Source organism: Streptomyces sp. PsTaAH-124 (assembly GCF_000373685.1).
In the GTDB taxonomy this organism is placed as follows: Bacteria; Actinomycetota; Actinomycetes; order Streptomycetales; family Streptomycetaceae; genus Streptomyces; species Streptomyces andamanensis.
In genome coordinates this window covers 12,470-26,181 of the sequence record NZ_KB892209.1, presented here as the reverse complement: position 1 = coordinate 26,181, position 13,712 = coordinate 12,470, and the positions used below count along the sequence as shown (strand labels likewise).

Annotated in this window: 14 protein-coding genes; 6 read left to right on the top strand and 8 right to left on the bottom strand. The window is 75.6% G+C overall.

Going from position 1 to position 13,712, the window contains the following annotated elements:
- Positions 1–18: 18 nt before the first annotated feature.
- Both B086_RS0137330 and B086_RS0137325 read right to left on the bottom strand, forming a co-directional pair.
- Complete coding sequence (locus B086_RS0137330; RefSeq protein ID WP_018571551.1) at positions 19–1,521, bottom strand: cellulose-binding domain-containing protein; 1,503 nt, start codon at positions 1,519–1,521, stop codon at positions 19–21.
- Between the two features lie 326 nt (positions 1,522–1,847).
- On the bottom strand, positions 1,848–3,209 hold the full coding sequence (locus tag B086_RS0137325) for a radical SAM protein (RefSeq protein WP_018571550.1): 1,362 nt from the start codon (positions 3,207–3,209) through the stop codon (positions 1,848–1,850).
- Between the two features lie 186 nt (positions 3,210–3,395).
- Between B086_RS0137325 and B086_RS0137320 the strand changes: the two genes are divergently transcribed.
- From B086_RS0137320 to B086_RS0137305, 4 genes are all read left to right on the top strand, one after another.
- Positions 3,396–4,640 (top strand): FAD-binding protein, encoded by a 1,245-nt coding sequence (locus tag B086_RS0137320; protein WP_018571549.1) that lies wholly within the window; start codon positions 3,396–3,398, stop codon positions 4,638–4,640.
- Positions 4,641–4,737: 97 nt separating this feature from the next.
- Positions 4,738–5,322: a TetR/AcrR family transcriptional regulator gene (locus B086_RS0137315; RefSeq protein WP_018571548.1), complete on the top strand. Its 585-nt coding sequence runs from the start codon at positions 4,738–4,740 to the stop codon at positions 5,320–5,322.
- The gene (locus tag B086_RS0137310) at positions 5,315–6,166 is read left to right on the top strand and encodes an alpha/beta fold hydrolase (RefSeq protein ID WP_018571547.1); all 852 of its coding nucleotides are present in this window, start codon (positions 5,315–5,317) and stop codon (positions 6,164–6,166) included. The genes B086_RS0137315 and B086_RS0137310 overlap by 8 nt, the downstream gene beginning before the upstream one ends.
- A 57-nt stretch (positions 6,167–6,223) precedes the next feature.
- The gene (locus tag B086_RS0137305; RefSeq protein ID WP_018571546.1) at positions 6,224–6,730 is read left to right on the top strand and encodes a GNAT family N-acetyltransferase; all 507 of its coding nucleotides are present in this window, start codon (positions 6,224–6,226) and stop codon (positions 6,728–6,730) included.
- A gap of 27 nt (positions 6,731–6,757) precedes the next feature.
- Here the strand turns inward: B086_RS0137305 and B086_RS0137300 are convergent, their stop codons facing one another.
- Both B086_RS0137300 and B086_RS44875 read right to left on the bottom strand, forming a co-directional pair.
- Entirely contained in the window at positions 6,758–7,192 is a 435-nt protein-coding gene (locus B086_RS0137300) for a VOC family protein (protein WP_018571545.1), read from the bottom strand.
- Between the two features lie 408 nt (positions 7,193–7,600).
- On the bottom strand, positions 7,601–7,969 hold the full coding sequence (locus tag B086_RS44875) for a VOC family protein (RefSeq protein WP_026253179.1): 369 nt from the start codon (positions 7,967–7,969) through the stop codon (positions 7,601–7,603).
- A gap of 206 nt (positions 7,970–8,175) precedes the next feature.
- On the opposite strand from B086_RS44875, the gene mmuM reads away from it, so the two are divergent.
- Positions 8,176–9,126, top strand: a complete 951-nt coding sequence (gene mmuM, locus B086_RS0137290; RefSeq protein ID WP_018571543.1) for a homocysteine S-methyltransferase — start codon at positions 8,176–8,178, stop codon at positions 9,124–9,126.
- A gap of 31 nt (positions 9,127–9,157) precedes the next feature.
- On the opposite strand, the gene B086_RS0137285 is transcribed toward mmuM, so the two are convergent.
- The 3 genes from B086_RS0137285 to B086_RS0137275 all read right to left on the bottom strand — a co-directional run bounded on the left by B086_RS0137285 (position 9,158) and on the right by B086_RS0137275 (position 12,243).
- Positions 9,158–10,756: a carboxylesterase/lipase family protein gene (locus B086_RS0137285; RefSeq protein WP_018571542.1), complete on the bottom strand. Its 1,599-nt coding sequence runs from the start codon at positions 10,754–10,756 to the stop codon at positions 9,158–9,160.
- Positions 10,757–11,065: 309 nt separating this feature from the next.
- Positions 11,066–11,326: a hypothetical protein gene (locus B086_RS0137280; protein WP_018571541.1), complete on the bottom strand. Its 261-nt coding sequence runs from the start codon at positions 11,324–11,326 to the stop codon at positions 11,066–11,068.
- Positions 11,323–12,243: an isocitrate lyase/PEP mutase family protein gene (locus B086_RS0137275; RefSeq protein ID WP_018571540.1), complete on the bottom strand. Its 921-nt coding sequence runs from the start codon at positions 12,241–12,243 to the stop codon at positions 11,323–11,325. Before B086_RS0137275 ends, B086_RS0137280 begins: the two co-directional genes overlap by 4 nt.
- A 299-nt stretch (positions 12,244–12,542) precedes the next feature.
- Between B086_RS0137275 and B086_RS0137270 the strand changes: the two genes are divergently transcribed.
- Positions 12,543–12,947, top strand: coding sequence for a VOC family protein (locus B086_RS0137270; RefSeq protein ID WP_026253178.1), 405 nt, complete (start codon positions 12,543–12,545; stop codon positions 12,945–12,947).
- 22 nt (positions 12,948–12,969) lie between these two features.
- On the opposite strand, the gene B086_RS0137265 is transcribed toward B086_RS0137270, so the two are convergent.
- A complete protein-coding gene (locus tag B086_RS0137265; RefSeq protein ID WP_037874644.1) occupies positions 12,970–13,641 on the bottom strand; it encodes a helix-turn-helix domain-containing protein in 672 nt (223 codons plus the stop codon).
- Between the last annotated feature and the right edge of the window lie 71 nt (positions 13,642–13,712).

Genomic DNA, 13,712 nt, shown 5'->3' with positions numbered 1-13,712 from the left:
CCGGCGCCAACGGACCGCTCAGCCCGTCGCGCAGTCCTGGCCGTCGAGCGTGAAGTCGTACGGCGCGGAGTTGCCGCCGTGCCGGGAGCCGAGGAAGCCGAAGGTGACGGTGGAGCCCGCCGCGACGGAGGCGTTGTACCGCGCGGCGGTGACGGTGACCCGGGAGCCGCTCTGGCCGGCCGTGGCGTCCCACATGCGGGTGACGCGCTGGCCGTCGCCGAAGGTCCAGGCGAGCCGCCAGGTGTCCAGCGGGCGGCCGGTGGTGATGGTGACGGCGGCCTCGAAGCCGTCGGTCCACTGGTCGACGACGTGGTAGCCGACCCGGCAGGCCGCCGGGCCGGGCCCGGTCGGTCCGGGCGTACCGGCGACGGCCGAGGGGGTGCCCTGGGGCTCGGGGCCGGGGTCGTCCCCCGCGGGCGCGGGCGCCGCGGCGCCGGTGGCGGAACCGCCGGGGCCGGACGCGGACGCCGAGGAGGCCGGGGCCAGGCCGCCGGGGGCCTGGTCCGCCGTGTGGTCGGCGGGCGGCGGGGTGATGGCGGCGGCCGTCCGGCGGCCCGTACCGCCGTGCGCGGCGTCGCTCGCCGCGCCGTCGAACGGCATCAGCGACACCGTCAGGGCCACCGCCGACAGCGCCACGGCGGCGGCCAGCAGCCCGCCGCGCACCAGGCGTGCCCGCACCGCCCCCGGCTGCCCCGGGTCACCGTCCGCCGCGCTGGGCGCGGGCCTGCGCGCGCCGAGGCGTACGTCGGCGGCCCGGCGGCGGCGCTCCAGATAGGCGAGGCCGCCCCAGCCGATCACACCCCCGGCGAGGGCGACGGGCAGGGCGCCCGCGCGCGGCTGGAGGCAGGCGGCGGCCTCCGCGCAGCGGGCGCAGGTGGCGAGGTGGCGGGAGAGGTCCTCGGGGACCCTGAGGGGCGCGGCGGAGCGGGTGACCGCGTCCAGCAGCCGGGCGTAGCCACGGCACTCGCTGTCCAGCGGCGCGTCGAGGTGGGCGCGTCGGCAGCGGTCCCGGAACCGGGCGCGCACCTGCTCCAGTTCCTCCGACACCCCGGCCGGGTCGAGTCCGAGCCGCCGTGCCACCACGACCAGGGGCAGTGCCTCCACCTCGGCCAGCCACAGCAGCGCCGCGTCCGCCTCCTGGAGGTCGCGCAGCCCGCGCAGCGCCAGCGGGCGGTGCCGGGGCGGGCCCGGATAGCGGGCGGCCTGCGGGGAGTTGAGCCACAGCCGCAGGTCGTTGTCGAGCCGGTCGCCGAGCCCGGCACGCTCCCAGGCGGCCGCGGTGGTGCGCACCGCGGTCAGCATCAGCGGTACGGCGGGCAGCCGGGGCGTACGGCGGCCGCGTAACGCCCCGGCGTCGGCGGCGCGCACCTCGCGCAGGCCGAGCGCGAAGGACTCGGTGGCCAGCTCCCCGGCCGCCGCGGAACCGGAGGTGCACAGGCCGGCGTAGGAGAGCACCGCGTCCCAGCACTCGGCCGGCAGCGCGGCCTCGGCGGTGTCCTGGGGGCTCGGCTGGTCGGGCATGGGGCTCCTGCGTCCACGGGCGGGAATCGACCGGCCCCGGTCCTGGGCCCTGACGGCGGGCGGTTCGCGGGGATGCGCGAGCTTTTCACGTCCGCGGCACGGCTGACAAGGCGCGTGTCCGCCCGCCGTGGCGCACGGGCGCCCGTGCGGGCGCCCGCCCGCACGTCAGCCGCTCCGTGCCGCCTCGCGGGGCGCCCGCCGCGTGTCACCCTCCTGTGTGTCTCCCGTACGCACGGGGGTCCCCCCGGCGCGTGGGTGTCCGCCGGACGCGGACCCCGGGGCGCGCCCCCTCCGGTACGTCCGCCGCGCGGGCTCCGGACGCGCCGTCAGGCCCCGGCCCCGCTGGGCTCCGCCGTGTCCTGCCCGGTGCTCTCCGGCTCGTCGTCGCGCGCGGGCAGGCTGTCCATGAAGGAGCTGACGGAGAAGACCGCACGGCCGGGTCCGGGCGGGCCGTAGCCGGGGGGCGAGGAGAGGCCGAAGTCGTCCATGGTGGCGCGGTAGGCCTCCAGCAGCCGGATGTGGTACTCCAGCGGCGCGCCCTGCGGGTTGGCCTTGCCGAGCGGGGTGGTTGGCTCGGGGCACCAGGTGGTGAAGCGGGGCGTGATGCCGTGGGACATGAAGAAGCGCAGGCCCTCGGTGGTGGACGCGATGGCCTCGTCGACGGTGGTGAAGCCGAAGGGCTCGGCCATCTCCACGCCCGCCACGAAGTTGGGGATGACGTTGCGCGCGCCGAAGATGTCGGCGGAGTCGAGGATCCGCTTGTGCCACTCGTCGCGGCCGACGTAGCGCTCCTTGCCGGGGCAGTACATCTTGAACAGATACTCGTCCCACACCTCGAAGTTGGGGTGGTAGATCTGCACGCCGTAGTCCTTGAACCGCTGCACGTCGTCCCGGGGCAGCGCCTGGGCGACGACCTTGCCGATCCAGCGGCCGGGGAAGCGCTCCTCGATGGCCTTGGCGTAGTGGCCGTAGAAGTCGGCCTCGTCGCGCCCGGCGACGGTCTTGGTGATGGCGCCGCCGGTGAGGGTGTAGGCGGTGGACGCCTTCTGGGTGTCGTACCGGTCGATGATCTCCAGCGCCTCCAGGACCTCCTCCACGTCCTTGACGCCGGTGTAGGGCCGGCCGGCCGCCTTGTGCTGGCGCCAGTTGTGGTTGATGTCGCAGTACTGGCACTCCTCCTTGGCGCCGAAGTACTGGCAGACCCGGAAGACGGTGAGGTAGATCAGGTAGCCCCACTGGATGGTGGGCGCCACCTCCATCACGGACTTCCCGTTGGAGAGGGTGTGCCGGTAGTACTCCGGCATGGGCGGCACACCGACGTCGGCGATCCGCTTCCCGTCGAGGTAGAGCCCGAGCAGACCCTCCCCGTCGGCGGCCACCCGGTAGGGCGAGGCGGGATTCACCCGTACGGAGACGACGGTACGCCGCAGACCGTACGGGCCGCCGGTGAGGATGATCTCCTCGGGCGGGCGGCGCAGCGCGGCCTCGCCCAGCTCGGGCAGGGTGCCGTGGTCGAAGGAGAAGATGAAGTACGACTTCGGTTTCACCTCCCCGCTCTCGTTGTCGCTGAGCGCGGAGGGGTCGAAGGCCACACCGCCCCGCAGCAGGTCCTCCTTGAAGACCGCTTCGCGCGGCACGTGCGGGAAGCGCTCCATCAGATCCTCGACCAGCGCGGTACGGCTGCCCATCCCGACTCTCCTCCCAGCTCCGACGTACGACTCCTCACGGTATGCCCCCGCGTGCGGGCGGGCGGTGCCGGGGCCCCCGACGGCGCACGGCGCGCTCCGTCCGGCACCTCGCCGGGCAGCTCGCCCGGTACTCTGCCCGCCAATTAGTATGCTCGGTTGACAAATATGGCGGGAGGGGCGGGGACGATGACCGGGACCGTGACCAACTGGGCGGGCAACATCACCTACAGCACTGGGCGGGTGCACCGCCCCGGGTCGGTCGACGCCCTGCGGGCGCTGGTCGCCGGGAGCGCGAAGGTGCGCGCCCTGGGCAGCGGGCACTCCTTCAACACGATCGCCGACCCGGGCACCGGCGGCGTACTCCTCTCACTGGCGGCGCTGCCGCCCGAGGTGGAGGTGGACACCGCGGCCCGCACGGTCCGGGTCGGCGGCGGGGTGCGCTACGCGGAGCTGGCCCGCCGGGTCCACCGGCACGGTCTCGCGCTGGCCAACATGGCGTCGCTGCCGCACATCTCCGTGGCCGGGTCGGTGGCGACCGGCACCCATGGCTCCGGCGTGGCCAACGGACCGCTGGCCACCGCCGTCCGCGAGGTGGAACTCGTCACGGCGGACGGCTGCACGGTACGGATCGGGCGGGGCGACGCCCGCTTCGGCGGGGCCGTCACCTCCCTGGGGGCGCTCGGCGTCGTCACCGCACTGGTCCTCGACCTGGAGCCGGCCTACGCCGTGGAGCAGCATGTGTTCACCGAACTCCCGCTGGAGGGGCTGGACTTCGAGGCGGTGGCCGGTGCCGCGTACAGCGTCAGCCTGTTCACCGACTGGCGGGACGCGGGGTTCCGGCAGGTGTGGCTCAAGCGGCGCACCGACCAGCCCCCGGCGGACTTCCCGTGGGCGGCGCCCGCGCAGGCCGCGCTGCACCCGGTGCCGGGGATGCCGGCGGACAACTGCACGACGCAGCACGGCGTGCCGGGCCCCTGGCACGAGCGGCTGCCGCACTTCCGGGCGGAGTTCACCCCGAGCAGCGGCGCCGAACTCCAGTCGGAGTACCTGCTGCCGCGCGCCGACGCCCTGGCGGCCCTGCACGCCGTCGACGCCGTCCGGGCAGCGGTCGCGCCGGTGCTCCGGACCTGCGAGGTGCGCACCGTCGCCGCCGACGGGCAGTGGCTGAGCCCGAGCCACGGGCGGGACACGGTGGCGCTGCACTTCACCTGGGTCGAGGACACCGCGGCGGTGCTCCCGGCCGTGCGGCGCGTGGAGGCAGCGCTGGAGCCGTTCGGCCCGCGGCCGCACTGGGGCAAGGTGTTCGCCCTGCCGGCCGCCGCGCTGCGCGGGCGCTATCCGCGGCTGGCGGACTTCCGGGCGCTGGCCCGCGAGCTGGATCCCGCCGGGAAGTTCACCAACGCCTTCGTCCGCGACCTGCTCACCGGCTGAGACGCGGGGCCGCCCCTTGATTCCTGGTACCCCAAGGCTGCATCCTAGGAGCTCTAGGCAACAGAGTCGCTGGGACAGCCCGAGGGGACGGATCCGTATGGCCCGAGCCGGACTCACCGCCGACCGCGTCGTCGCGGCGGCGGCCGAACTCGCCGACGAGGCCGGGCTCGACGGCGTCAGCCTGTCCGCGCTGGCCCGGCGCTTCGGCGTCAAGGACGCGAGTCTGTACTCGCACGTGAAGAACCTCCAGGACCTCCGCACCCGGCTGGCCCTGCTGGCCGGCGGCGAGATGATCGAGGCGATCGCCGCGGCCGTGGCGGGCCGGGCCGGCAAGGACGCGCTGGCCGCGTTCGCCGGTGCCTACCGGGAGTACGCGCACCGGCACCCCGGCCGGTACGCGGCCACCCGGCTGCGGATCGACCCGGCGCTCGTCACCGATCTCTCCGCCATGCGGCGCACCGCCGAGATCACCTACGGGATGCTGCGCGCCTACGGCCTGGAGGAACCCGACCTCACCGACGCGGTCCGCCTGCTGCGCAGCACCTTCGACGGCTTCTGCGCGCTGGAGGCCGCCGGCGGCTTCAACGCGGCCCGGGACGTGGACGCGTCCTGGGACAAGGCCGTCGACGCGCTGCACACCGCCCTCACCCACTGGCCCAGGGAGCATCCGCGACATGACTGACACCGGCGGCACCGGCGCGCACCACGACGTCCGGGGCAGCGGCCCCGTCCTGCTCGTCCTGCCCGGCGGGGCGGGGCACCCGATGGGGCTCGACGCGCTGACGGCCCGCCTCGCCCGGCGCTTCACCGTCGTCACCCACGACCCGCTCGGCCTCGCCCACGGCCGCCTCGGGCTGCCCGTCGCCGACCAACGGCCCGGGGACTGGAGCGGGAGCGCGCTGCGGGTGCTGGACGAGGTGTCGCCCGGCGGCGAGCCCGCGTACGTCTTCGGCACGAGCGCGGGCGGTGTCGCGGCCCTCGATCTGTGGGCCCGGCACCCGGAGCGGCTGCGGCACGTCGTCGCGCACGAGCCGCCCTGCGTGGCGGCACTGCCGGACGGGGCGGCGCTGCGGGCCCGCTTCCGCGAGGTCCGCGCCGTCCACCGCACGGCCGGTCCGGCGGCCGCCGCGTCCCTGCTGACCGCCGTCCTGGAGGAACGCGCCCCCGGCCCCGGGTCCGAGCCCGGCCCGGCGCCCGCCGCCGACCCCCGGCCGCTGACCCGCGAGGAGGAACTCGCCTCCCCCATGGCGCTCTTCCTGGCCCATGTCCTGGTGCCCTTCACGGCCCACGGCCTTCCCGTACCGGCACCCGGCGCGGGCGCGCACCTCACCCTGGCCGCCGGGGAGACCTCCCGCGGCCTGCTGCTGCACCGCACCGCGACGGCCCTCGCCGACCGCCTGGGCGCGGACCTCGCCGAGTTCCCCGGCGGCCATCTCGGCGCGCTCGAACACCCGGAGGACTTCGCGGACCGGCTCACCGCCGTCCTCGACCGGGCCCCGGCCCGCCCGGAGACCGGACGCGGCTGAGACACCGCACGCGCACCCCTGTCCGCCCCTCCGGGGACGACCATGGACAATACGTCCATGCGCATCCGAGCCGTACGCCCCGCCGAACTGCCCCTGCTCCAGGACATCGAGAGGGCCGCGGGGCTGTGCTTCGCGGACATCGGCATGCCGGAGATCGCGGCCGACGAGCCGCCCGCGCTCGACGAGCTGGCCCGCCACCAGGAGGCCGGTCTCGCCTGGGTGGCGACCGACGAGGCAGACGCCCCGGTCGCCTATCTGATCGCCGACCGCGTGGACGGCGCCCTGCACGTCGAACAGGTCTCGGTCCACCCGGCGCACGCCCGCCGCGGCATCGGCCGGTCGCTGCTGGACCACCTGGCGGACCGGGCCAGGGCCGAGGGCGCGACCGCCCTCACCCTCACCACCTTCGCCGAGGTGCCGTGGAACGCCCCCTACTACGCGCGCTGCGGCTTCGCACCCCTGGCCGACAGCGCCCTCACCCCCGGGCTGCGCGAGATCCGCGCCCACGAGGCCGCCCTCGGCCTGGACCGGTGGCCGCGGCTCTGCATGCGCCGCACTCTGTGACCCCGGCCGGCCGCCCTGCCGGGGCGCTCAGTCGAGACAGAACTCGTTGCCCTCGATGTCCCGCATCAGGATGCACGACTCCTCGTACTCGTCGGCGAGCAGCACACGGTCACGGGTCGCGCCCAGCGCCACGAGCCGCTCGCACTCGGCCTCCAGCGCGGCCAGCCGCTCCTCCCCCACCAGCCCTGTGCCGACGCGCACATCGAGGTGCACCCGGTTCTTGACGGCCTTGCCCTCGGGGACCCGCTGGAAGTACAGCCGCGGACCCACGCCCGAGGGGTCACCGCAGACGAACCCCGCGCCCTGCCGCTCGGGCGGCAGCGACCGCCCGTACGCGTCCCAGCTCCCGAACCCCTCCGGCGGCGGTGGCACGACGTACCCCAGCACCTCGCACCAGAACCGCGCCACCCGCTCGGGCTCCGCGCAGTCGAACGTGATCTGAACCTTCTTGACCGAGGACATCGGCGCACCCTAGCAGGGGAGTTCGGGCAGTTCCGGAAGTTTTCCCGGCCCTACTCCAGCATGCGTTCCGCGTCGTCCGGGACCCAGGAAAAGGGCACGTCGGGCCAGCGCGCGGCACACGGATCTCCCCGTTCCCCTCCGGGGCGACGGCCTCGGGGCACAGGTCGCACTCGTGCACACCCAGACAGACGTTCATCCACTGGATCTCCCGCACCGCCTTCAGCTTGTCCACGAAGGTCGCCGGGGCCGGACCCGTCGGGTACGGCTTTCCGGCCTCCAGCCAGCCGATGTCCAGGCGGGCGTACGCCGGCCGGTACCAGAGCGCGTAGAAGCCCGACTCCCTGTCCGTGAAGGCGTCGTGGTCCAGGTAGGCGTACGCGCTGAGGTCCTCGCAGAACACCCCGGTGCTCAGCCCGCCGTCTCGGCGGCGGAGCGCTCCACGCAGAACTCGTTGCCCTCGGGGTCGGTGAGGACGGCCCAGCCCCGGCCGTCCGGGCGGCGGCGGTCGTCGGTCAGGGTGGCGCCGAGGGCGAGGAGGCGTTCGATCTCCTGGTCGCGGGTGCGGTCCTGGGGCTGGAGGTCGAGGTGGACGCGGTTCTTGGCCCGCTTGGGGTCGGGCACGCGGACGAACAGCAGGCCCGCGCCCTCGATCAGCGCCTCCGGGTCGCCCGGGTGGTCGTCGTCGTGCAGCGGCAGGTCCAGCACCTGGGACCAGAAACGGGCCAGGGTGTAGGGGTCGGAGCAGTCGACGGTCACATGGCGGATCCTGGAAGTCATGCGGGACATCGTGTCAGCCGCCCGGAAGCCGGTGAAACGGGTTTTCGGCGCGGCCCGAACACGTCAGGAGCAGATCGTGCCGCGCGCCGGGGGCGTGCCGTCGGGAGGTGCGGGGCGACGGCCCCGGTCGCGCGGTCGTCGTAGCCGTGGGTCCCGGCGATCCGGGCGGCGGGACGGTCGGGGCAGCGCTCGGTTAGCGTCGTGGCATGACACGTGGCACGGGCGGCGCGGCCCCGGACGGTCCCGCCGGGACTCTCGCCGAGGCCCTGGCCGCCGGGACGCTGGTGCTCGACGGCGGGATGTCCAACCAGCTGGAGGCGGCCGGGCACGACCTCGGGGACGAGCTGTGGTCGGCCCGGCTGCTGGCCGAGCGGCCCGAGGCGGTCACCGAGGCGCACCTCGCCTATCTGGAGGCGGGCGCGGACGTGCTGATCACCGCCACCTACCAGGCCACCTTCGAGGGGCTGGCGCGGCGCGGGTTCGGCCGGGAGCGGGCCGCCGCGCTCATGGCGTCCGGGGTCGCTCTGGCGCGGGACGCGGTGGCGCGGGCGCGGGCGCGCGGGGCGGCGCGCCCGCTCTGGGTGGCCGCGTCGGCGGGTCCCTACGGGGCGATGCTCGCGGACGGTTCGGAGTACCGGGGGCGCTACGGGCTGACCGTCGCCGAGCTGGAGCGCTTCCACCGGCCCCGGCTGGAGGTGCTGGCCGCCGCCCGGCCCGACGTGCTCGCCCTGGAGACGGTCCCGGACACCGACGAGGCGGTGGCCCTGCTGCGGGCCCTGCGGGGCCTCGGGGTGCCGGCCTGGCTGTCGTACACGGTGGACGGCTCCCGCACCCGGGCCGGGCAGCCGCTGGAGGAGGCGTTCGGGGCGGTCGCCGACGCGGACGAGGTGATCGCGATCGGGGTGAACTGCTGTGCGCCCGAGGACGTGGCGGACGCCGTCGCGGTGGCCGCGCGGGTCACCGGCAAGCCGGTGGTGGCCTATCCGAACAGCGGGGAGAGCTGGGACGCCACGGCCCGGACCTGGACCGGGCGCTCCACCTTCGCCCCGGCCCTGGTCCACGGCTGGCGTGCCTCGGGCGCACGCCTGATCGGCGGCTGCTGCCGGGTCGGCCCGCCGGTGATCGGCCGGATCGCCCGCACGCTCGGGGCCGGGTGAGCCGCCCTCCCCCGCCCCGAAGGGCCGCGGTTCACGTTCCCCGGACACCGCCCGAGCGGCGCAGGCGCCGTATCACCGCGCGGAGTTCGGCGGTGCGGGCCGGTGCGCCCTCGGGGGCGGCAGGCGGGGTGGGGAGCGCGGGAAGGGGGTCGGGGACCGAGTCGGCGGGCGGCGCGGTCCACAGGGCCAGTTCGGCGTCCCGGGGTCCGTACGCGGTGTGCGGGGGGCCGTCGCCGAAGACCCGGACCGGGTGGTCGTCGCCCCAGGCCGCCCAGCCGGGGTCTCCGTCGGTGGCGAAGCGGACCCAGGCCGCGTGCATGGCGTCGGCCAGTTCCTGCGGGGCGCCCTCGCCCGCGAGCCGGCGCGCGTCGGGGACGTCGCCGGTGTCGAAGACGAAGCCCAGGTCCAGGGCGTGGCAGGCGCCGAGGCCGGGCAGCCGGGAGGGCCAGGCGAACTCGTACAGGTGGGCGGCGCCCGGCCGGGCCTCGGCCAGCCGGTGCAGCGGGCGGCGCAGCATGTGGTCGGTGACCAACTGGCCGACGATCTCGGCGGCGCCCGCGCGGGGCCGCAGCGAGCGGTAACCGCGCACCACCTCGTGCCCGCAGTGGCAGCGGGCCATGGCACCGGCCAGGGCGACCGCGCCGAGCCGGTCGACGCGCTCGACGAGGCCGCCCGGCACCAGCCACAGCCGGTACTCGTCGCGGGTCCAGCCCATGAGCAGGTCGGCGTCGCGGGCCGCCTCCCCCTCGATCAGCGCCTCCAGCGGGTCGCGCGGGACGAGGTCGCCGTCGACGACGATGCCGAAGGCGGGGCCGCCGAGGACCGGGCTGCTGAGCCTGCCCGTCTCGGCCTGGGTGCGCAGCAGCAGCTCGCGGTCGACGGCGGCGAACGCCTCGGCGGTGGCGGGCACCTTCAGCCGGGCCGCCATCCGCCGCACCATGCGCCGCACCTTGTCCCGGTCGGACGCCTCCGGCGCACCGCTCTGGAGCACGGCCCGCCGGAACAGTCCCTGGGCCTGCGGGGCGGCGATCAGGGCGCCGACGCTGATGGCGCCCGCCGACTGGCCGCACAGGGTGATCCGGCCGGGGTCGCCGCCGAAGGCGCCGATCGCCTCGTGCACCCAGCGCAGCGCGGCGAGCTGATCGCGCAGCCCGGCGTTGGCGGGGGCGTCCGGGAACAGTCCGTAGCCCTCCACACCCAGTCGGTAGTTGACGGAGACGAGGACGACCCCGTCACGGGCGAAGGAGTGGCCCTCGTAGACGGGCACGGCCGAGGAGCCCCGGGTCAGCGCTCCGCCGTGCAGCCACACCAGCACGGGCAGCCGGGCGCCGGGGTCCGGGTCGGGCGTCCACACGTTGAGGTTGAGGCAGTCGTCGCCGGGGACGGCCGGATCGGACAGGTACGGGGCGAAGGCGTCCGAGTACGGGGGCTTGGGCGCGGTCGGGCCGTAGGCGTGCGCGTCGCGGATCCCGTCCCAGGGCGCGGGCGGCTCGGGCGGCCGGAACCTCCGGGGGCCGAAGGGGGGCGCCGCGTACGGGATGCCCCGGAAGGCCGCGACGCCGTGTTCGTACCGTCCGCGTACCGCTCCATACGGCGTTGCCACCACGGGAGCCGTCCGGTCCGCCGCCATGTGACCACCAGCCCTTCAGCGCGTGCGCACCCGCTCGTGCGCGGGCGTCAGCGCTCGCGCACCGGTACCTCAAGAGCACCACGGCGGTGCGCGGTATTCCGCCGCTCGGGCCCGGAACGGGGCTGTCCGGAGTACGGCAGCCTGCTCCGTGCCGCTCGCGCGGCGCCCCATCGCCACCGGAGCCGACGCCGGGGCCGACGCCGGAGCCGGCGCGGGGTCACCGCCCCAGCCCCCCACCCGGGGCGCCACCGGGCCGCCACCGGGGCCGCCCCGCACGGCGGCGCCCGGTGCGGTCCGTGTCGCTGTCGCTCAGTCGCCGTCCTCCTCCCCGTCGCGTCCCACGCCCATGAGGGCCTCGATGGCGTCGACGGCGCTGCCGTCGTGGTCGCTGCCCGCGGTGCCGTGGCCGGTCTGGAGGTTGGCTGTGCGGTCGACCTCCAGGATGGAGTCGGAGTGCGAGTTGTCGAGGACGGTGATGAGGCTGCCTGCCGCCGCGGCGGGGGCCGCACCCGCCACCAGCGCCAGGGCCAGGGCGGTCGCGGTGCGCAGCCGGGGCGGGCGCGCGCTCACACGCCCACTCCTTCTTCCGCGCCCGCCTGCGCGCCCACCGCCGGTGCGCCCACGCCCGCTCGCGCGCCCGCGCCCACGGGCCGCCGGTGCGCCAGGTTGCGCTCCAGCAGGCTGGTCGCGGCCTGTACGCCCACGCCGCCGGCCGCGTCCACCTCGGGCAACCGGCCGTCGGTGCGGCGCAGTTCGGCGAGCGCGGAGTCCATCGCCTGGTGGGCGGCGAACAGGCACGGGGTGCTGTAGATCGCGACGTCCACGCCCAGCCCGGACAGCTCGCCCAGCGACAGACGCGGCGACTTCCCGCCGCCGATCTGGTTGAACAGCAGCGGCTTGTCGCCGACCACGGCGCGCACCCGGCGGATCCAGTCGACGCTGCGGATCCCGTCGACCAGGATGACGTCCGCCTCGGTCGCGGCCAGTGCCTCGGCCCGCAGCAGGATGTCGGCCTCGTCGGTGGCGTCGGTGCGTGCCACCACGACCAGGTCCTGCCGGGTGGCCAGCACCTTCTCCAGCTTGGCGAGGTACTCGTCGAGCGGCAGCACCTGCTTGCCGTCGGCGTGTCCGCAGCGGCGGGGCCGCTTCTGGTCCTCCAGGATCACCCCGGACGCCCCGATGCGCTCCAGCCCCTCCACCACGTGGCAGGCGACCTCCGCGTCGACGTAGCCGTCGTCGATGTCCACCAGCAGGTGGTGGGCGGGAAAGGCGCCCCGCAGCCGCTGGACGAACGCCACCATGTCCGGCCAGGCGATGAACCCGATGTCCGGCAGGCCGTAGTAGGAGGCGGCGAAGCCGAATCCGGAGACGAACATGCCGTCGTAGTGCTCGGCGGCGATCGACGCCGAGTACATGTCGTACACACCGATCAGCGGGGTGGTACCCGGCCCGGCGATCTGCGCGCGCAGCTTCTTGCCGTAGGTCAACGTGACTCCTCTGATGGGGGGTCGGGCGCGGGGCGCGCCCACAGGACGGCCGGATTCCGGTGGCCGCACGGCAGCCGGTCCTTTGCCTGAACAAAAGGATCCCTAGACCATGCCGAGAGCGGTACTTGAGATGCCCTTTACTCACTCGGACGGGCGTACGCCTTCACCGGAGAAACGTCACTGACCGGCGTGTCGCGGAGCCGGGTTGATGGGCGCGGGGGCCGTTGGGGGGCGACGGCCCTGCGGGAGTGTCCGATTCGTTCAAGACCGGGAGCCGGGGCCGTGCCTACCGTGACGGCATGACTCCACGATTCGCCGTGGTCGGTCTGGTCGCCTCGGACCTGGCCGCCTCGCTCGCCTTCTACCGCCGCCTCGGACTCGTCTTCCCCGAGGGCGCCGAACAACAGCCGCACGTCGAGGCCGCGTTGCCCGGCGGGCTCACCCTCGCGCTGGACACCGAGGACACCGTCCGCTCCTTCCATCCGCACTGGCGCCCGCCGACCGGAGGCGGCCGGTGCGCGCTCGCCTTCCACTGCGGCACACCCGCCGAGGTGGACACGGTCCACGCGGACCTGGTCGGCGCCGGGTATCACAGCGAGCTGAAGCCGTGGGACGCGTTCTGGGGAATGCGGTACGCGGTCGTGCACGACCCGGACGGCAACGGCGTCGACCTGTTCGCGCCCTTGCCCGCACCCACCGCGTAGCGCTCGCGTCCCCCGCGCGGCGCTACTCGCGCCCGCCCAGGAGTTCGCTCAGCGGCATCCCGGCCAACTCCCTGACGTCCCGGGCCAGATGCGCCTGGTCGGCGAAGCCCGCGCGCAGGGCCGTCTGCGCGAACGGGACTCCGGTCCGGGCCAGCGCGAGGGCGCGCCGCAACCGCAGCACCCTGGCCAGTGTCTTGGGCCCGTAGCCGAAGGCGGCCAGGGAGCGGCGGTGCAACCAGCGGGCGCCCACGCCGAGTTCGTCGGCGGCGGTGGCGACCGGGCGGCCCGCGTCCAGGGCCGCGACCAGGCGGCGCAGCCGCGGATCCGGCGGCCCGGTGTGCTCCGCGCGTTCCAGGGCCGCCGCCTCCAGTACGGCGGCCGGGTCCGCCGCCGCCTCCAGGCGGGCGCGCAGCCGCCGCACCTCGGCGGCGGGCCACAGCTCGGCCAGGTCGGTCCGCCGGTCGCGCAGTTCGTGCGCGGGCACCCCGAGCCAGCCGGGCGCGGTGCCGGGGAAGAACCGCAGTCCGGTCCAGTGCGCGGGCGGGCCGCCGGGGGCGTACGCCCGGGTGTCGGGCCCGGCGACGAGCAGCCGGCCCTCGCTCCACAGCAGGTCCATGCAGCCGTCGGGCAGGACGAGCCCCGCCCCGGCGCCGGGCCCGCCGGGTGTCTTCGTCCACAGCACCGCGCCGGGCAGCCGCGCGGGCCGCTCGGCGTACCCGCCCGGCGCACGGTCGGCGCGCGCGGGCGCGGGGGCCTTACGCGCCC

Coding starts and splice junctions, on each gene's coding strand:
- B086_RS0137330 (WP_018571551.1), bottom strand. CDS start 1,521: ATGCCCGACCAGCCGAGCCCCCAGGACACCGCCGAGGCCGCGCTGCCG.
- B086_RS0137325 (WP_018571550.1), bottom strand. CDS start 3,209: ATGGGCAGCCGTACCGCGCTGGTCGAGGATCTGATGGAGCGCTTCCCG.
- B086_RS0137320 (WP_018571549.1), top strand. CDS start 3,396: ATGACCGGGACCGTGACCAACTGGGCGGGCAACATCACCTACAGCACT.
- B086_RS0137315 (WP_018571548.1), top strand. CDS start 4,738: ATGGCCCGAGCCGGACTCACCGCCGACCGCGTCGTCGCGGCGGCGGCC.
- B086_RS0137310 (WP_018571547.1), top strand. CDS start 5,315: ATGACTGACACCGGCGGCACCGGCGCGCACCACGACGTCCGGGGCAGC.
- B086_RS0137305 (WP_018571546.1), top strand. CDS start 6,224: ATGCGCATCCGAGCCGTACGCCCCGCCGAACTGCCCCTGCTCCAGGAC.
- B086_RS0137300 (WP_018571545.1), bottom strand. CDS start 7,192: ATGTCCTCGGTCAAGAAGGTTCAGATCACGTTCGACTGCGCGGAGCCC.
- B086_RS44875 (WP_026253179.1), bottom strand. CDS start 7,969: ATGACTTCCAGGATCCGCCATGTGACCGTCGACTGCTCCGACCCCTAC.
- mmuM (WP_018571543.1), top strand. CDS start 8,176: ATGACACGTGGCACGGGCGGCGCGGCCCCGGACGGTCCCGCCGGGACT.
- B086_RS0137285 (WP_018571542.1), bottom strand. CDS start 10,756: ATGGCGGCGGACCGGACGGCTCCCGTGGTGGCAACGCCGTATGGAGCG.
- B086_RS0137270 (WP_026253178.1), top strand. CDS start 12,543: ATGACTCCACGATTCGCCGTGGTCGGTCTGGTCGCCTCGGACCTGGCC.